Consider the following 17,639-nt stretch of genomic DNA (forward strand, 5'->3'; position numbering starts at 1 on the left):
CTAAATTAAATACTCTTATAAGAAGTTAATTCAAAATATTTCTCCAAATATTGTTTCATCTGAAACTTTGAAAAAACACTGAATTCTGATACTCTACGATTAGTCAGACTTCCTTGGAATATACTATCAATCTTTGTTGCCGGGTGTATCACTAATTCTACGACATCAATATTGTTGGAAATCATTCTATCTCCAAAGTCCATCTTAATGAATGATTCTTTTGAATCAATAAAAGTAGCCAATCCATTTGGCGACTTAACACCTTTATGTATCATTTTACGCTTCCAAGAATTTAAAACAACGAGCTTTAAATTTTCCATAAAATTAAATTTTAAACTATTCTTTAAATTATTCTTTGGTTTAATCCATACTTTCTTATGATATCTCATTTTTTTTATATTTAACTGCAAAGCAAGCGTAAAGAAAAAATCAAATGCATACAAATTAACATGTACATTTTGGTGCGTATTCCAATACTCTGGTTCACCAAATAATCTTACATATTCATCATACTGTAGAATTAATTCTTGGGTCAACTCCGTTAAATTAATTTTTTTATGTTTCATTTTTTCTACAAATATTGACGGTGAAAAAAAATTACCGTTCGCATCAACTAAAGTTGACACATTTTTGGGATCAGAAAGCGGTTTTCCGCAACTAACTGTCCAATGAAGTCCGAACGATATATGCGGATATTTTCTTTTTACCTCTATGGCTGATGAATAATAAGGCATATTCATCATCACATTTGTCGACGTAACAATTCCGCTTTTAATGCATCGTTCAATCCCTTCATTAACACCAGGCGACATGCCATAATCATCAGCTGTAACAATCAGTTTCATTAACCATAACTCCTAAAAAAATGTTTTAACGCTTGTAAGTAATGCTTAGTAAATGTTGCAATATAGAATAAAAAGAAATTACTATTTGCAATTTTTACAAACAACGATTCTGAATGATTAAATGAATAATTAAGTAATTCAGAATTTATAATCTTAAGTAACTCTTTATGAATTTGTGCATTTTTTCTGTCTTTTCTATCTACACATTCCCATATTTCTATAATTTTCTGACAATTAAAAATATTTAATACATTAATACCAAATGTTGAAAATAAACAGTTCTCATTTCCTGCCCAACGCCCGAGTCTAATTTCTTCAGAAAATAAATCGCAAATATATTTCTTATCAAACTTCTTTGAAATTTCCTGATACCATTTTTTACTCTGCTTTAATGCCTGTAACGATGTATTATGCACCTTACATGCATAATAACGATACCCCATAAAAATTGGTGGAATGTTTTTATGAAGCGAACTTTTCCCAATTTGTCCGAGGATATCTCCATTTAAAATACATGAGTTTCCTGCATCCTTTATTAAAGTTGCAATCAACTGTAAGGTATATTCTGAATACATTCCTTTACCAAATATTTCGTTTGCTATATCAAATTGTTCGGCTGTTGGTATTTTATCTTCAATCAAAAAATGCTTTATTTTATATTTTTTTGTAATCTGCATAGGAACTGCCAAGTCTGAATCAGTTAAAGACATTTTATGCGTCATTGTATAAGATTCAAATTTTTTCCCTAGCAAAACCGCAAATACTACTCTGCTGTCATATCCCCCGGTTAACGGACATTTAATTTCAAAATCATTAATAATTTGGTTCTTTATATGATTAATAATCTCTAAACTCTTTTGGGCCGCGATCTGAGGAGAAATGATATTCTTTATATCTTTTTTCGTTATTCTAACACTGCAATTGTTTTTTATTTCGTAATAATGATTTGGCAATAATAAATAAACGTTTTCATGGAAGGTTATATTGTTCGGAAGTGTTTTAGCTTGGTCACTACCTTTTAACATATAAAGACTATTTTTAGATAAGTTACATTTAGCATATTTTGCGACTAAATATTCATGCGATGAAATATGCTGAATTTTCTTACTATTGGTGTAATATACAGGCAAACTGGCTGTTGCGTCTGTAAATACATAATAAGTTCCATTTATATTCAAAAAAATTATATATTTACCTGCCAATCTTTTAGAAAATGATATAAACATATCTAATGTTTTTATCTTTTTTGCTATATAATCTGAAAGATTTCTTGGTTCAATAATACCGTCACCATCGATACAATAGCCAATTATAACAACGGAAATGTAATCTGTGATAGCATATTGAAGGTTAGTTTTATTGCTGATATATATATTCCAATCTAAAAAAGAAATTTTTTTATCAAATTCAGAAACATTAGATCCTTTATTATTTGTCATGTAATATGTAAATACTGCATTTTTAAATATTGCATCAATTTTGTTCATTTGTAAATCTCCCAAGTAAAATGGAATTATAAATTTCGCAATAAGTTTCTGCAATACTTTTCCATGAAAATTTTAAAACTTTTATTTTACAATTTTCACAAAAAACATCATAATTTATTAATATTTTTTTTATAGCGCGAACGATATCATAGATATTTTTGGGATCAATGTGGTATCCTACCGTGCCCTCTTCAAACTGTCCGTCAAAACCTTGTCCAGCAGTGTAAATCACAGGCAGCCCCTGACTCATAGCTTCCGCATAAACCAAACCAAAAGATTCTGTAAAAGAAGGCATTACAAAAATATCATTCTTTCTGTATATATCAATCAATTCTTCTTTTGGCAACGGTTCTAAATAATTGGTATTTTTATCGGAAATAATTCTATTAAATACTTTTTTGTTTTCAATTTTCCCGATTACAGTAAAGCTAATTTTATATCCTTCTTTTTCTAAAATTTTAATTGCTTTTTGCGTGGTAATTATATTTTTATTTCTATCAATTCGTCCAGCATAAATCAAATTCAATTCTTTATTCATAAGTCGGCAGGTATGCGGTAAATCCATATTTTTCACTAAATGATTCAACCAAAAGTCATCAATTCCATTTGGAATGACATATGATTTTTTCAATAATTCTGTCTGATACTTTTTGGGAACATATTTATTAAATATTTGATTTTTATAAGAATCAGACAAAAAGAAAATTGCAGCAGCATTTCGCATAATTTTAATTCCGCGCCTGCGCAGATGTACCATATACTTCAAAAAGTAATTCACATCGGTATTGCGTATTGCCACCACATATGGAACACGATATGTTTCCGATAATCGCATAGCGCAGTTACCATCAGTAAAAAGTGTATAAGCATGTATACAATCAAATGTTTTTATATGAAATTGAGAATCAATACTTTTCAATATTTTAGTCTGCTTATGATCAAAAACTAACCTATCCCATTTTGCAAAACATTCCGAAACCGTAACGTTGGAATTGGATTTTATTACAGTTTGTGTTTTGTCATAAGTCGGAACAAAAATATGATTTTCAATATTTAAATTTGTTAAATGCTCAGCCATTATTTGGTGTAGTGGCGTTCCTAAATAATTACAATTTATATGTAACAATTTCATACAACACCGTTCCTTTGAAGATGAAATTTATAATCTCCAATAACGCAGTCCCTTGCTTTTGAGATCACTTACTTTATACAACCCCTTTACATCAATCAAAATTTTTTCATTTTGCGGAATATCTTTATAAAGATTGTTGATATCATCAAGAGTCATTGCTTTAAATTCATTATGTGCTACAGCAATAATAATACAATCAGCATTTTTCACATCACTCATTGTTTTTAAATCAACGTCATATTCTGTCTTCGCATCTTGTTCGGTTGCCCAAGGGTCAACAACAACAGGTGAAATTTCATATTCCTTTAATCTTTTTATAATATCGGCAACTTTAGAATTTCTAGTATCAGGACAATTTTCTTTAAACGTAAGTCCCAAAATAACAACCTTTGCCGATTTCGGCGATTTTCCTGCTATAATCATCTGTTTAATTGCTGCATCTGCAACAAAGGCACCCATTCCGTTATTAACCTTTCGACCGGAAAGGATTATTTGACTGTGATAACCAAGCTTTTCTGCCTCATAGGTAAAATAATAAGGGTCAACACCAATACAATGGCCACCGACAAGTCCTGGTCGGAAGCCCAAAGCATTCCATTTCGTGTTCATTCCATCTACAACTTCATTTGTATCAATATCCATACGATCAAAAACCATAGCCAATTCGTTCATAAATGCAATATTTATATCGCGCTGGCTATTTTCCACCACTTTAATCGCCTCTGCTGTTTTAATGGTTGAAACTGAATGCGTGCCAACTTCAATGACTAGGTCATATATTTTTTGAATTTGTTCCAGAGCTTCCGAATCGCTGCCAGATACAATTTTATGAATGTTTTCCAATCTATGAATTTTATCTCCGGGATTTATTCTTTCTGGTGAATATCCAACCTTAAAGTCAGCGCCGCATTTTAAGCCAGATTCTTTTTCTAAAATCGGTATGCATATATCTTCTGTAACACCGGGGTAGACAGTAGATTCATAAACTACAATTGAGCCTTTGGTTAAATGCCTTCCAACTGTTTCGGATGAACTGATTATCGGTGTTAAATCTGGTGTTTTGTCTTGATTTATCGGTGTAGGCACAGCAACTATTATAAAAATGGCTTCTGACAATTTCTTCGCATCTGATGTAAATTCAAGCGGAGTATTTTTTATAATTTCATCGCCTACTTCAAAGGTAGGGTCTATTCCATTTTTATACTGTTCAACTTTCATTTGATTATAGTCATAACCAATTACATTTATTTTTTCTGCAAAAGCGACAGCAATTGGCATACCAACATATCCCAACCCAATAACCGCAAGTTTTCCTTGTCGATTTATAAGTTTCTCATAAATAGATTTCATTTTTTAATACTTCCTTAAAACCTGATTATAAAATAATTATATCATTAAATAAAAATTAAGTCAACCAAAACATAACGGCTCCAATTTGGGGTATAATAAGGTTTAACATGAGATTTTTTTGGAGGTAGAAAAATGGTTTCAGGTGATACAATTGAGCTCTTAAAAGAGTGTGACGCAGGTATAAAAATGGGAATTCGTGCAATTGACGAGGTTATGGACCGCGTAGACAACCATAATTTAGAAAATATATTGCAGAATAGCAAAGAGAAGCACGAAACAATTGAGGATGAAATTAAGGAGTTGCTGAATTCCTACGGCGATTCAGGAAAAGATCCATCTGCAATGGCAAAAGGCATGTCTTGGCTTAAGACAAATATGAAAATGTCCATGGATGAAAGCGACGAAACAGCGTCGGACTTAATTACGGACGGCTGCAATATGGGTATAAAGTCTTTGCAGAAATATTTAAACGAATATGAAAGCGCAGACGACAGGGCAAAAAGCCTAGCTAAAAAAATTATTGCAACAGAAGAAACACTTTTAGAGGATTTGAGAAGCTATCTTTAAAAAAACGGAAACGATTTAAAAAATCGTTTCCGTTTTTTCTAATTGTTTGTTACATAAATTTTTGTTCCCAACGGAACGTAATATGTAAGCCATTTAATATTTTCAGGCCGCACCCTGACACAGCCATGGGATATCATTTTTCCAACCCGTGCGTCGCGGTCGGTACCGTTGTTATTAATTAATGTGCTGTGAATTGCATAACCGCCATAAAACCGCATAATTGGCCCTACATAATATCCGTCATACTGCCATCTGGTCTGATATTGATAATACCGATACTGTCCCGTTATCGTTGGCGTGCCCGGCGCTCCAATGGAACATTTAAAATATTTAATACATTTCCAGCTTCCGGCTTCCCTTAAAAAGACAGAAACCATATAATTTGATTTAGAAACCCAAATCAAATAATCGGTATCACTCCAAATATGGTTGCTATTCACAATATCTTCCGCTTTTCCTGCCCAGGTATCAATGGAAAAAAGCGGGCAAACAGCTATGTGCGCGCCGTCAGACACCGTTAGCTGGCCATCTGCATCACGAAATGCATAGGTCTCCACAAAAAATTCCTGTCCCAGTGCAAAATCAACATCGCAATAGTTGAGATATTTGATTCCGGTTGTGGCCACCAGCTTAAATTTAGCGCCAATTTCATATTCCGGAACTGGAAACTCCAGCGTCAATCTGCCTGCGCTGTTAATTTCCGTGTGCTGGTTATAAAGCCATTCTCCGGCTTCGTTAAATATATTAAAACGCAACGTAGAAGGTTTTATCTCGCCTTCCGGCTGAACAACATCAACAACCAGCGTAAATTTATTAGATGTAATTTTCCCCTCTGCAGATACAGCGGAAAAGCACGATAAAACTGCAGTAAAAACCAAAAGGAATGAGAAAATGTTTTTCTTCATAGAAGCTCCTATTCTGTTGTGTCAAACAACAATCAAATTTTAATCTTATATAGTTATAAATATACCATAAGCACATGACTAAGTCAATTATTTTTATGAAAAAGCACCCGCTAAAATAGCGGGTGCTTTTGTTTGCATTCTGTTCATCACTGTTTCTTCGGTTTCATAAACATTTGCTCAGCTGCCATCGCCAATATATCTTCGACATCGACAGCGTCTGGAGGGAATTTACACAATGCATCAGACACTTCCCGAAACTTTAAAATTTCGTCAGAAACTTTTTCTGGTTTTAAATCAACATACATTTTTTCCAGCAATTGAATCAATTGCTGGTTTGTTTTCTCACGTGCATGTACAATGCCAGCGATTGCCTCTGCTGCTATCCCGTCTACATTATTTACGGAGTCTATGGCTTCACGGATGTAGGCAATATCCTTCATGATTTTATCAATTTGTTCCAGCACATATTCCATAGTTAACACAGATGTTTGATTTTCTGGTTCTCTAACAATATTATTTTCCATATTATCCTCCAAACTTTTATTTGGCGGACACGCAAGGCAAATTTTATTTTCTGATAAAAAGCGTGCCCTGCCTTTTTTAACAAGCCCTTTGGCCCTTTTGGGAAAAGTCGCTTCATATTCATTTCCATTTTCATCAACCACAATAATGTTTTTTGCTATGGGTATCATCCCCTTTATCGTTGGTGAAATAGGCGGCATTACAGTTTTTTGTTATGGTTGTCCTCCCCTTTGCCGTAATTGTATTATATCATCATTTCTTTTTTTCGTCAATAAAAAAGTCAGCTGAATCAATCAGCTGACTCTTAATCTTGGTCTGAGTGGGGAGACTTGAACTCCCGGCCTCTTGAACCCCATTCAAGCACGCTACCATCTGCGCTACACCCAGACAACGATAATTATTATAGCAAATAAATTAAAAAAAGTCAATAGGATTTTACGATATAAATAAAAAAAGTAGCGCCCTAAAGCGGTTGCTTCAAGGCGCTAAACTTATAACTAGTTTAATTCAGCAAAATATTTAATGGTTCTAACCATCTGGCTTGTGTAAGAGTTTTCGTTGTCATACCAGGAAACTACCTGAACTTCATAAAGGTCGTCTGCAATTTTCGAAACCATAGTCTGTGTCGCATCGAACAGTGAACCGTAGGTAATTCCGATCACGTCAGAAGATACAATCTGATCTTCGTTGTAGCCAAAAGAATCAGAAGCAGCAGCTTTCATAGCAGCATTAATTCCTTCAACCGTTACATCTGTGCCCTTAACAACCGCTGTGAGGATTGTTGTTGAACCTGTGGGAACAGGAACACGCTGAGCAGAGCCAATGAGCTTTCCGTTTAATTCCGGAATAACCAGGCCAATTGCTTTTGCAGCGCCGGTTGAGTTCGGAACGATGTTCACAGCGCCGGCTCTTGCACGTCTTAAATCGCCTTTTCTGTGAGGACCGTCAAGAATCATCTGGTCGCCGGTATAAGCGTGAATTGTAGACATAATGCCGGACTGGATCGGAGCATAATTGTTTAATGCGTTAGCCATGGGGGCTAAGCAGTTTGTTGTGCAGGAAGCAGCTGAAATAATTTTGTCTTCCGGTGTAAGCGTATCTTCGTTAACGCTGAAAACAACTGTTTTAAGGTCGTTGCCCGCCGGTGCGGAAATAACAACTTTTTTAGCGCCTGCATCGATATGAGCCTGCGATTTTTCTTTTGAGCAATAGAAACCTGTGCACTCTAATACAACGTCTACGCCAATTTTTCCCCACGGAAGGTCCGCAGCCTTAGGCTCTTTGTAGATAATAATTTTTTTGCCGTCAACTACAATGTAGTCTTCGCCGGCTTCAACTGTATGGCCGTCATATCTGCCCTGAGAAGAGTCGTATTTTAACAGGTGAGCAAGCATTTTCGGATCTGTTAAATCGTTAATTGCTACAACCTCATACCCTTCTGCGCCGAACATCTGTCTGAATGCTAAGCGACCAATACGACCAAAACCATTAATTGCAACTTTTACTGACATATTTTTACCTCCTAAAGTATTGTTATATATTTATCAAATATATCTTACACCATAATGACAAATTTTTCAAGTCCTCTAATTCAAATTTTTACAATTTATATAAAATTTATTCAGCGGGCTTATAATTTTTCAGGACTTTTACAGTTTTCATTACCGGTTTTTCAATAAGCGTCTCGCCGTCTACCGGACTGTTTGCAATTTCGTCCACATACTCCATACCCTCAACCACTCTGCCAAACGCCGCATAATTCCCGTCTAAATAATCGGCGTTACCGTGCATAATGAAAAACTGGCCGCTTGCGGAGTCTTTTACATTTGTTCTTGCCATGGAAACCACGCCCCGTGTATGGGACAGGCCGTTTTCAAATCCATTGCTGGAAAATTCGCCTTTCACCGTTCTTCCCGAACCGCCCATACCGTCGCCGTTAGGCGAGCCGCCCTGAATCATAAAATCTTTCACAGCGCGGTGAAATGTGAGGCCGTTATAATATTTGTCATTTACCAGCTCTAAGAAAAACGCCACCGATTTCGGCGCATATTCGGGTAATAATTCAATAACGATATTTCCGCCTTTTTCAAGCTCTATTTGAACATATTGTTTTTCCATTTGTTTGTCTTCATCTCCTTTTTTTCCACAACCTGAAAATGGTATTACAATACACATCATTGCCAATAAGAATATGGCAATTTTTCCTTTGCTCATACGCAAACCATCCTTATAAAAATTTTTCACAAGTTATATTTTACCATAATTTTTCAAAAAAACAAGTGAAATTAAATAAACTTTTTGTTAAATGTGAAAGGAAAGCGGTTTTGTCAAAGAAACATAACAGCCGCTAAACTTGCTTTCAGCCGCCTTTAAATCCGGCATAGTCTCAAAAATTCCAAAACAGGTAGCACCGCTGCCGCTCATTAAGGCGCATACTGCACCCAACTCTTTTAACTGCTGCAAAACCTTTGTTATTTTGCCGCACAGCGAGGTAGAAACCGCTTGCATTACATTTTTCATATAATGCGACGCAAGGTGCAAATTACCCATTTCAAGGGCGCTGATCAACGCACGGTTGTCAACTGTGCTGTAAACCAAATTCTGATCCACCATGTCATAAATGGTTTTGGTGCTTATTTTCTCATTTGGATTTACCAAAAGAATCCAAACATTCTCCGGAAGACCGGCTACTGAGGTTAAAATTTCACCAATTCCAGTGGCCAAGGCTGGCTTTTCTTGGATGCAAAACGGCACGTCGGCACCAAGACAAAGTCCAAGCTCCATCAGCTGTCTTTGGGAAAGCTGCAGCCCGCACAGATGGTTTACCGCTTTCATAACAGCCGCTGCATCTGTGCTGCCTCCCGCCATTCCGCCGGCTACAGGAATGTGCTTTTGAATAAAAACATCAAACCCGCAATTTAAACAAAATTGTGAAATCATTAGTTCACATGCTTTATACGCTAAATTTTCCTGTCCATCAGGAACTTCAGGATTATCTAATTTTACAAATACAGCGCCAGAGCTGTTTTTGTCTACCGATACAACGTCGCACAGCGCCACAGACTGCATCACCATGGAAACATAGTGGTATCCGTCTTCCCGCCGTCCGGTAATGTCAAGTGATAAATTTATTTTTCCGTGTGCATTTAAAATCAATGTCAATGCTCCTTAATTTACGAATTCAAATTCAATGTCATAGAGCTTAACTGTGTCTCCTTCTTCAATACCGGCCTCAACCAATGCGGCGATAATGCCGTTTGTGCGGAGGGCATTTTGAAAAAACTGAAGCGACTCATAGTCGTCAAAATTTGTGCTTTCTATAATTTTTAAAATCACATCGCCCTGAACGGAATAAACGTTATTTTGCACGCTGATATCAAAGTCTTTTCCCGCCATCTTTACGCTTTCAAAATCGTCTTCCTCCACATCAAATTCCGGGATGGGAATTTCTTTTAGCTTGGAAGCAACAGTTTTCATAAGTTCCTGGGTTCCCTTGTGGGCCGCGGCAGAGATAAAAAATACCTCAATACCGCGCTCCTTCATGGCATTTTCAAATTCTTTCTGCAAGCTGTCGTCATACAAAACATCCATTTTGTTCCCAACGGCAATTTGTGGTTTTTGCGCAAGTGCGGGGTTAAACTTTTCCATTTCCTCACAAATAATATCAAAGTCTTCTACAGGGTTTCTGCCCTCTGTTCCGGAAATATCCACAATGTGAAGCAAAATCCGCGTTCTTTCAATGTGCCGCAAAAATTCGTGACCTAAACCAATGCCGGTGTTGGCACCTTCAATAATCCCCGGAATGTCGGCCATAACAAAACTGCCCGCCTCCCCTGCCGTTACCACTCCCAAATTAGGCTCAAGGGTTGTAAAGTGGTAATTTGCAATTTTGGGCCGTGCACTGCTAACCGCAGACAACAGCGTGGATTTTCCCACATTGGGAAATCCCACAAGCCCCACGTCTGCTAACAGCTTTAGCTCTAAGGTGAGCGTCCGTTCCACGGTTTTTTGGCCTGGTTTTGCAAACTTGGGAACCTGGCGGGTAGGCGTTGCAAAATGTACGTTTCCCCAGCCGCCCCGGCCTCCTTTTGCAGCAATAAAACGGTCGCCGCTTTTTTTTAAATCGGCAATAATTTTTCCACTCTCTGCATCTTTCACCAGCGTACCGGCAGGAACAGAAATCAAAATATTTTCGCCGTTTTTCCCTGATGATTTTTTTGCGCGGCCGTCCTGGCCGTTACCCGCTTTATAAATTTTTTTATACCGAAAATCCGTCAGTGTGGAAAGCTGTGCGTCTGCCACCAGCACTACATCGCCGCCGTTTCCGCCGTCGCCGCCGTCCGGCCCGCCGGCCGCCACATATTTTTCACGGTGGAAAGAAACCAGCCCGTTTCCGCCATTTCCGGCCTTTACTGTAATTGTTGCAATATCTGCAAACATAAGTTCACTCCTTTTAAGGATTCTGCAAAATCAAAGACGCATCTTTAGCGTTAAAAATGGTAACACTCCCGTCCGTACATAAAATAATATACACAGGAAGTGGCATAACCGTCTTCGCACTCATATATTCGCTGGGAATGTATAAACAGCCTTCAATTCTGTAAATCGTCTTGCCGGCTGAATTGGTTTGGTACATAAATTCCAAAAGAACGGATGTCACATTGCAAAACGTTTCTTTGGCGGAGGTGTCGGCGTATTCGGTGTAAAACCAGGTACCCTCCAGTTCTAAAATGCCTGCATTGTCCGCCTTCGCTTTCAGCCGAACACCTTCTATTTTATACTCATTGTATCTTGGCATTATTTCAAAGGTTAGTATGCCATTTTCTAAATGCTTATTATACATAAAATATGTTTTTCTGTCAAATCCTAACTGTTTTAAATGTTCTTCCGCAAGCTTATCCGTTCCGCGGCTAAGTGCGTCCGCCTCAATATTTTCAACGTTTCTGTTGTTGCTGTAACGAATTTTGCTTCCGCTTATCGAAACAACAGCGGAACCAGACCTATATTCAAAATTGTCCGTCTTTTCATATTCATCCCCCAGCAGCTTCTTCACCGTGTTCTCTTTGTCAGAGGCTGCGCTTTTCATGCTCACATGATAATCTGCATATTTCTTTTTCCGAATTAGATCTTCACTGATATGAATTCCGTGCTCCGACAATGCAGTGACCGTACTTTCAATTACCTGTTCATCAATGCTGTTTGCACTGTGCTCCAAAAGAATATAGGTTGTAAAAAGCAAACTATTCACAATTAAAAATAGCACAATTAAAATTGTCTTTGTTCTGCCCCAATTCATAAAATACTCCTATTGTTTTAACAGAATTGTCACTTTACCGGCAATGCTCAAATTACAGGTCGAGAAAAAGAGAGCGCCAAAAGGCACTCTCTAAGCCCTAAATTACTTTTTCTTCACAATTGGCAGCGTAATCAGAACCGATGTCCCCTCGCCGGGTTTGCTGTCGATATGGATTTGCCCGCCATGGGAGTCAATAATGCTCTTTGAAATTGCAAGTCCGAGGCCTGTGCCGCCAAGCTCACGGCTCCGCGCCTTATCAACACGGTAGAACCGTTCAAAAATTCTGGATAGGTCTTTCTCGGGAATGCCAATGCCCGTATCCTGCACTTCGATTTGAATTTCATGATACACCTTTCCGGCCCGGACTAAAATTTTTCCGCCGTTCGGTGTATATTTAATGGAATTGGATATGATATTGTAAAGTACCTGTTCCAATTTGTCACTGTCGCCATAAAATTCCGGAAGCTCTGACGACTGCTTAAACTGCAGCCGGTGACCCTTTTCGCTGGCTACCAGCGTCATTGTGCTGACCACATCGTGAATCATTGCTTTCAAAGAAAAAACGGTTTTATTTAATGACGCAGAATTTTCCAAACTTGACAGCACCAAAAGGTCTTTCACCAGACGAGTCATCCGGTCTGTTTCGTTTAAAATTGTGTTGGTAAACGCAGCGGCCGTCTTATTGTCTTTTACAAAATCCAGCAAGGTTTCTGCATACGATTTCACAGTTGTCAGCGGCGTTCTCAACTCGTGGGACACATTCGCCACAAATTCCCGGCGGGAATTTTCAAGCTTTTGCTGTTTTGTAATATCATGTAAAACGGCAAGCACGCCGCCGGTTTTATTTCTTTCATCATCAAAAACTGCAAAATTTACCTTCAGGGCAATATTGTCCTTTGTCACTTCCCGCTCGCAGCTTCGTTTTTCCTCAAGATATAGCAGGTCGCCGATGAGAATATCCGCGCCTAGAATAGAAAACAGCTTATCAAAACGATATTGTTCCACATTCTCAATATTCAGCATTTTTCTCGCTGTGGAGTTGATATGAATAATTTTTCCATCCGTTCCAAAAGCCATAACGCCGTCCGTCATGTTCTGCAAAATTGCCTCAATTTTGTTCTTTTCTGTGGAAATATCAGACAGCGTTCCCTTAAGCGTTGAGGACATATCGTTAAAGGTTTCCGCAAGGATGCCAATTTCATCGTCTGCCTTAATATTTTCCACTCTGGGGTCAAACTGCCCCTCAGACAGACGCTTTGCCCGTTTCGTGAGATTTGAAATCGGCGTGGTGATGGCCCGGGATAGAAAATACCCGATAATTATGGATATAATAATCCCCAGGACGACGGCCTGAATGATAATCTCAAAAATGTGTTGAATAATTTTTGTCAGCTCTTCTTTGGTATCCTTAATGTAAATTATCTGTCTCCCGGATGGAGTATCAACCGGCACGGCATAGTCCATGAACTGCTTCCTTGCGTTCGTGCTGTTTCCTACATTACCAGTCAGCGCCGTAATAAAGTTGTCCGAATCCACATATAGGCCGGAGCTTCCCGCAGACGAGCCGTCCAGCACCGTGCCCGAGTCTGCGGAAATAATATAATAGTTCCGGTAAGAGTCTATTCCCAGACGGGACATGGTTGCCCGCATGGTATTTTTCACAAACTCCGTGTCGCCGGCCGCACCATTTTCCAGGCGCGCTAGAAAGCTTTGGCTGAAAGTGTCGGCCATTTCACTCGCAAACATGTCATGGTAGAAGACAGAAACACGCAAAACCAAAAACGATCCTGCCACCGTCATAATTGCAAGCACCAAAAGCACAAACACCATAACCAGCTTCCACTGCAAACTTTTAAACATTCCAACGGATCCTTTTTTTGATTTCATTTCCGGAAATAATAGCCAACGCCGCGTTTGGTCAAAATATATTTTGGATTGCTGGAATCGTCTTCAATTTTTTCACGCAAACGCCGAACCGTTACATCAACCGTTCTCACGTCTCCGTAAAATTCATAGCCCCAAACGCTGGATAGCAATGCTTCCCTAGTAAAAATGCGGTTGGGCTGTGTCACTAAAAACTTCAAAAGCTCATACTCTCTTAAGGTAAGGTCTAAAACGTCGCCGTTTTTAATCGCTTCATATTGGGTGGCGTTGATAATAAAATTCTCGTCCACCTTAATCTTATCATCCGAATCGCCGGCAGCGTCGCTGGTCACGCGGCGCATGTTTGCCTTCACCCGGGCAATCAGTTCCCGCACGGAAAATGGTTTTGTGATATAGTCGTCTGCGCCGAGCTCTAAGCCCAAAACCTTGTCTACCTCCTCATCACGGGCGGTTATCATTATAATGGGAACATTTAATTTTTCGCGGATTTTGCGGCAAACATCAAAGCCGTCCATTTTCGGAAGCATAATGTCTAACAAAATCAAATCGGGATTTTGTGTCAGTGCGCACTCTAAAGCACTTAACCCGTTATCCGCAGTTAATACGTCAAAACCCTCTTTTTCAAGATTAAATTTTAATATATCCACGATTGGCCGTTCATCATCTACTACTAATATTTTGCGTTCCATTAAGCAGCGTCCTTTCGTACAAACTGTATATATTTTATCAGAAAAAAGTTAAAACAACAAGTATTTTCGTATATTTTAAATGATATTGATCAGCACCTCCGAAAGCTTGCGTTTCGGAACTGTAAGCGTTTCACCGTCTAAAAAATATTTTACGTCATCATGTTCTAATTCACTGCAAACAGGATGTTCTTTTTTATATCCCAACGCAACCATATACAAAAGCTCCAAATTATCTGGAGCGCCTAAAATTCTACAAATTTCTGTCCGGTCAATGGCGCCCATAATGCAGCAGCCAACGCCGTCTTCCTCTGCAGCCAGATTCATTGACATAACAGCGGCACCGGCGTCAAATTCCGCGGTTGACGAAGCAACCGTTTTGTCTTTAAAAATGGCAATAAACGCGGTTGGAATTTCATTTGCATCCGGCAAATAGGATCCTTTTAAATAAGCCGCCCATTTTACGTGCTGAAGAAGTTCTTCAACGCATTGCTGATTATGAATAAGCATATATTTTAGCGGCTGCATATTTGCGCCGGACGGAGCCAGACGAGCACTTTCAATATATGAAATTAACAATTTTTCAGGAATTTTTCTTTGACAAAACTTTCGAACCGTTCTTCTGTTTTTTATCAAATCTTTTACATACATATCCATTCTCCAAATAATTCACTTAGTTCTTATTATAAAATATTTTTATAATGATGTCAATTGAATTCAGGAAAAAGAAAAAAAATATATTTTATGTTGAAAATTAAAATTAAATGTAATATAATAGAATAGAATATATTTTCTAAGGAGAATACAAATGCGAAATATCCTCTCCGTTATGCTAATTTTAATGCTAACTGTTTCTAATATATACAGCATTTCTTACGCTGAAGAAAGCACAAAGAGCACAGAACCGCAAACAACACAAAGCAGCAGCGATAAAAGCAACCGCAAGAAAACTGCAGATGACAGTTCAGATAAAAAGACGGACACGAGCGACAGTAATAGCAACGAACCCGATGACGCGTCTAATTCAAAAAATGATGCGGATAGCAATGAAACATCGAACCAACCAGACGTACAATCAGACGCCGCAATTTTGATAAACAGCAATACCGGCAAAGTTTTATATGAAAAAAATTCGAATAAGCGGATGTATCCCGCCAGCACCACGAAGATTATGACGGCATACATCGCGTTAAACCGGCTGGATTTCACGTCTGAAATCACTGCCAGTAAAACAGCAGTCAGTATCGCCAGCGACAGTTCTAAAATGGGGATTATTGAAGGTGAAGTGTTAACTACAGAAGAACTGTTATATGCGCTTTTGGTTCAGTCTGCAAACGATGCGGCCAATGTTTTGGCCGAGGCTGTTTCCGGTTCCATTTCCGATTTTGTTAATTTAATGAACCAAACTGCCCAAGATTTGGGAATGTCAAATACGCACTTTGCAAATCCCCACGGTTATCACGACGATAACCACTACACCACCGCATACGACATGTCAATTATTGCGCAGGAAGCAATGAAAAACTCTGTTTTTGCAAAAATTGTTTCAACGAAATCTGTCGAAATCCAACCGACAAATAAGTACGATAAGGTACGAAAGTTTTCTACAAGGAACTCTTTAATCAATGTAAGAAGTAGCTTAAAACTGCAATATCAATATGCCAACGGCATTAAAACAGGATATACTGACAGTGCCGGACAATGCCTTGTTGGAAGTGCGCAAAGAAGCGGAATGGATTTGGTTACGGTAGTGTTTCACGCACCGGAAAATGATCCGGAACGGGCATTTATTGACACAAAAAATTTGTTTGAATATGCATATTCAAAATATCGCATTAAAACCGCTTTAACTGCCGATGAGCTTGCCTCAACCTGCAATGTGAAATGGGCCGCCGGCAAATCCCATTTGGTGCTGAAAGCCAATCAGGACGTTAAAATACTTTTGCCGCGCGAAAATTTTAATTCTGAGCTTTTAACAAGTGAAATTAAGATATACGATGGCATTGCCGCCCCCATTAAAGAGGGGGAGGAATTGGGGGAAATTAAATATTATTATGATAAGCAGGAGGTTTCCACAGCAAAGCTGTATGCAAGCCGTAATGTTTCGAGAAGCTATGTAAAACAATTTTTGTCTTATATTCTGAACATTTGGTTTTTGCTCATTTTGGGCGTAGTTGTTGTAATTATTCTTTTAAGGCGCATAAAAGAAAAGCGACGTATTGCCAGAATGCGCCGTTTCAGAAAACAACATAACAGGGGTGGTAGGTGATCATGGGTAGCATTACCAACGATTTTGACAAAAATGTGTTTTCATCCAATTTAAAACGGCTAATGAATAAAAACAACTTAAAAAATAAAGATTTAGCTACTTTGCTTGGGTTATCAAAATCTGCAATTAGTAATTACATCGCTGGAATTTCTGTTCCTAGAACCGAAGTGCTGTCAAAAATAGCACAGGCTTTTGACGTTCCAATTGAGACGCTCATAAAAAAGCCGCCGGAACCAGTCAACCAGAATTTTAGAGAAGATAAATTTGATGTCTATCAGGTCCCGCTCTTTTCAGACAAGCTTGTTTCCGCTGATATCATTTACAGAAACGACAATTTTAACGGTAGCCTCACCTTCCCCTTTCCGGTTTATGGGGACATGGATTGTTATGCCGTTTATATTTCAGACGAGCTTTTGGCTCAGTCGGGAATTACGAAAAAAAGCATTGTAATATTTGCTTCTTGTTTAGAGACTAACAACGGTGAGCTTGCTGCTGTTTTATTAAAAAGAAACATGAAAATCGCAGTCAGGCGGGTTTTTTGGGAAACCAACAAAATAACCCTTGCTACAGACCAAACATCTGAAAGTTTTAAATATAAAAGCAAGGACGATGAGATTGTTGTGCTGGGTAAGGTTGTTTTTGCTACTTTTTCTCCAAACGCATAGAAAAGACGGTGAACCAATTTATGGTTCACCG

The 17,639-nt window shown here is 38.3% G+C and carries 17 protein-coding genes and 1 tRNA gene; 3 read left to right on the forward strand and 15 right to left on the reverse strand.

Annotated elements, in window-relative coordinates:
• Positions 1 to 5: 5 nt before the first annotated feature.
• Genes H8698_RS00095 through H8698_RS00110 form a run of 4 tightly spaced genes read right to left on the reverse strand, consistent with a single transcriptional unit; the run spans position 6 to position 4,814 of the window.
• Complete coding sequence (locus H8698_RS00095) at positions 6 to 845, reverse strand: carbohydrate deacetylase (RefSeq protein WP_249310460.1); 840 nt, start codon at positions 843 to 845, stop codon at positions 6 to 8.
• The gene (locus H8698_RS00100) at positions 845 to 2,332 is read right to left on the reverse strand and encodes a hypothetical protein (RefSeq protein WP_249310462.1); all 1,488 of its coding nucleotides are present in this window, start codon (positions 2,330 to 2,332) and stop codon (positions 845 to 847) included. The genes H8698_RS00095 and H8698_RS00100 overlap by 1 nt, the downstream gene beginning before the upstream one ends.
• Positions 2,319 to 3,464, reverse strand: coding sequence for a glycosyltransferase family 4 protein (locus H8698_RS00105; protein WP_249310464.1), 1,146 nt, complete (start codon positions 3,462 to 3,464; stop codon positions 2,319 to 2,321). The genes H8698_RS00100 and H8698_RS00105 overlap by 14 nt, the downstream gene beginning before the upstream one ends.
• Before the next feature lie 27 nt (positions 3,465 to 3,491).
• Positions 3,492 to 4,814 (reverse strand): nucleotide sugar dehydrogenase, encoded by a 1,323-nt coding sequence (locus H8698_RS00110; RefSeq protein ID WP_249310466.1) that lies wholly within the window; start codon positions 4,812 to 4,814, stop codon positions 3,492 to 3,494.
• Positions 4,815 to 4,946: 132 nt separating this feature from the next.
• On the opposite strand from H8698_RS00110, the gene H8698_RS00115 reads away from it, so the two are divergent.
• Positions 4,947 to 5,381, forward strand: coding sequence for a hypothetical protein (locus H8698_RS00115; protein WP_249310468.1), 435 nt, complete (start codon positions 4,947 to 4,949; stop codon positions 5,379 to 5,381).
• Between the two features lie 38 nt (positions 5,382 to 5,419).
• On the opposite strand, the gene H8698_RS00120 is transcribed toward H8698_RS00115, so the two are convergent.
• From H8698_RS00120 to H8698_RS00170, 11 genes are all read right to left on the reverse strand, one after another.
• Entirely contained in the window at positions 5,420 to 6,286 is an 867-nt protein-coding gene (locus H8698_RS00120; RefSeq protein ID WP_249310470.1) for a L,D-transpeptidase, read from the reverse strand.
• 146 nt (positions 6,287 to 6,432) lie between these two features.
• Positions 6,433 to 6,978 carry a hypothetical protein gene (locus H8698_RS00125; protein WP_249310471.1) on the reverse strand — a complete coding sequence of 182 codons (546 nt, stop codon included), beginning with the start codon at positions 6,976 to 6,978 and terminating at the stop codon, positions 6,433 to 6,435.
• Positions 6,979 to 7,119: 141 nt separating this feature from the next.
• Positions 7,120 to 7,195: transfer RNA gene (locus tag H8698_RS00130), tRNA-Pro, on the reverse strand.
• 110 nt (positions 7,196 to 7,305) lie between these two features.
• Positions 7,306 to 8,319, reverse strand: a complete 1,014-nt coding sequence (gap, locus tag H8698_RS00135; protein WP_177679165.1) for a type I glyceraldehyde-3-phosphate dehydrogenase — start codon at positions 8,317 to 8,319, stop codon at positions 7,306 to 7,308.
• 106 nt (positions 8,320 to 8,425) lie between these two features.
• Positions 8,426 to 9,022: a peptidylprolyl isomerase gene (locus H8698_RS00140; protein ID WP_249310472.1), complete on the reverse strand. Its 597-nt coding sequence runs from the start codon at positions 9,020 to 9,022 to the stop codon at positions 8,426 to 8,428.
• An 87-nt stretch (positions 9,023 to 9,109) separates the two neighbouring features.
• Positions 9,110 to 9,964, reverse strand: coding sequence for a 4-(cytidine 5'-diphospho)-2-C-methyl-D-erythritol kinase (gene ispE, locus H8698_RS00145; protein ID WP_249310473.1), 855 nt, complete (start codon positions 9,962 to 9,964; stop codon positions 9,110 to 9,112).
• A 12-nt stretch (positions 9,965 to 9,976) separates the two neighbouring features.
• A complete protein-coding gene (gene obgE / locus H8698_RS00150; protein WP_249310474.1) occupies positions 9,977 to 11,248 on the reverse strand; it encodes a GTPase ObgE in 1,272 nt (423 codons plus the stop codon).
• Positions 11,249 to 11,261: 13 nt separating this feature from the next.
• The gene (locus H8698_RS00155) at positions 11,262 to 12,104 is read right to left on the reverse strand and encodes a two-component system regulatory protein YycI (protein WP_249310475.1); all 843 of its coding nucleotides are present in this window, start codon (positions 12,102 to 12,104) and stop codon (positions 11,262 to 11,264) included.
• Positions 12,105 to 12,206: 102 nt separating this feature from the next.
• On the reverse strand, positions 12,207 to 13,964 hold the full coding sequence (locus tag H8698_RS00160) for an ATP-binding protein (RefSeq protein ID WP_249310477.1): 1,758 nt from the start codon (positions 13,962 to 13,964) through the stop codon (positions 12,207 to 12,209).
• Positions 13,965 to 13,987: 23 nt separating this feature from the next.
• Positions 13,988 to 14,677: a response regulator gene (locus H8698_RS00165; RefSeq protein WP_177678537.1), complete on the reverse strand. Its 690-nt coding sequence runs from the start codon at positions 14,675 to 14,677 to the stop codon at positions 13,988 to 13,990.
• A 75-nt stretch (positions 14,678 to 14,752) separates the two neighbouring features.
• Positions 14,753 to 15,325: a nitroreductase family protein gene (locus tag H8698_RS00170; protein ID WP_249310479.1), complete on the reverse strand. Its 573-nt coding sequence runs from the start codon at positions 15,323 to 15,325 to the stop codon at positions 14,753 to 14,755.
• Positions 15,326 to 15,482: 157 nt separating this feature from the next.
• Between H8698_RS00170 and H8698_RS00175 the strand changes: the two genes are divergently transcribed.
• Complete coding sequence (locus tag H8698_RS00175) at positions 15,483 to 16,943, forward strand: D-alanyl-D-alanine carboxypeptidase family protein (protein WP_249310482.1); 1,461 nt, start codon at positions 15,483 to 15,485, stop codon at positions 16,941 to 16,943.
• Positions 16,944 to 16,945: 2 nt separating this feature from the next.
• Positions 16,946 to 17,608 (forward strand): helix-turn-helix domain-containing protein, encoded by a 663-nt coding sequence (locus H8698_RS00180; RefSeq protein WP_249310484.1) that lies wholly within the window; start codon positions 16,946 to 16,948, stop codon positions 17,606 to 17,608.
• The last annotated feature ends 31 nt before the right edge of the window (positions 17,609 to 17,639 follow it).

Source organism: Congzhengia minquanensis, assembly GCF_014384785.1.
GTDB classification, from domain to species: domain Bacteria; phylum Bacillota; class Clostridia; order UBA1381; family UBA9506; genus Congzhengia; species Congzhengia minquanensis.

Excerpts from the sequence above, each read along its gene's own strand:
- H8698_RS00095 (WP_249310460.1), bottom strand. The coding sequence starts at position 845 with ATGAAACTGATTGTTACAGCTGATGATTATGGCATGTCGCCTGGTGTT.
- H8698_RS00100 (WP_249310462.1), bottom strand. The coding sequence starts at position 2,332 with ATGAACAAAATTGATGCAATATTTAAAAATGCAGTATTTACATATTAC.
- H8698_RS00105 (WP_249310464.1), bottom strand. The coding sequence starts at position 3,464 with ATGAAATTGTTACATATAAATTGTAATTATTTAGGAACGCCACTACAC.
- H8698_RS00110 (WP_249310466.1), bottom strand. The coding sequence starts at position 4,814 with ATGAAATCTATTTATGAGAAACTTATAAATCGACAAGGAAAACTTGCG.
- H8698_RS00115 (WP_249310468.1), top strand. The coding sequence starts at position 4,947 with ATGGTTTCAGGTGATACAATTGAGCTCTTAAAAGAGTGTGACGCAGGT.
- H8698_RS00120 (WP_249310470.1), bottom strand. The coding sequence starts at position 6,286 with ATGAAGAAAAACATTTTCTCATTCCTTTTGGTTTTTACTGCAGTTTTA.
- H8698_RS00125 (WP_249310471.1), bottom strand. The coding sequence starts at position 6,978 with ATGATACCCATAGCAAAAAACATTATTGTGGTTGATGAAAATGGAAAT.
- gap (WP_177679165.1), bottom strand. The coding sequence starts at position 8,319 with ATGTCAGTAAAAGTTGCAATTAATGGTTTTGGTCGTATTGGTCGCTTA.
- H8698_RS00140 (WP_249310472.1), bottom strand. The coding sequence starts at position 9,022 with ATGAGCAAAGGAAAAATTGCCATATTCTTATTGGCAATGATGTGTATT.
- obgE (WP_249310474.1), bottom strand. The coding sequence starts at position 11,248 with ATGTTTGCAGATATTGCAACAATTACAGTAAAGGCCGGAAATGGCGGA.
- H8698_RS00155 (WP_249310475.1), bottom strand. The coding sequence starts at position 12,104 with ATGAATTGGGGCAGAACAAAGACAATTTTAATTGTGCTATTTTTAATT.
- H8698_RS00160 (WP_249310477.1), bottom strand. The coding sequence starts at position 13,964 with ATGTTTAAAAGTTTGCAGTGGAAGCTGGTTATGGTGTTTGTGCTTTTG.
- H8698_RS00165 (WP_177678537.1), bottom strand. The coding sequence starts at position 14,677 with ATGGAACGCAAAATATTAGTAGTAGATGATGAACGGCCAATCGTGGAT.
- H8698_RS00170 (WP_249310479.1), bottom strand. The coding sequence starts at position 15,325 with ATGTATGTAAAAGATTTGATAAAAAACAGAAGAACGGTTCGAAAGTTT.
- H8698_RS00175 (WP_249310482.1), top strand. The coding sequence starts at position 15,483 with ATGCGAAATATCCTCTCCGTTATGCTAATTTTAATGCTAACTGTTTCT.
- H8698_RS00180 (WP_249310484.1), top strand. The coding sequence starts at position 16,946 with ATGGGTAGCATTACCAACGATTTTGACAAAAATGTGTTTTCATCCAAT.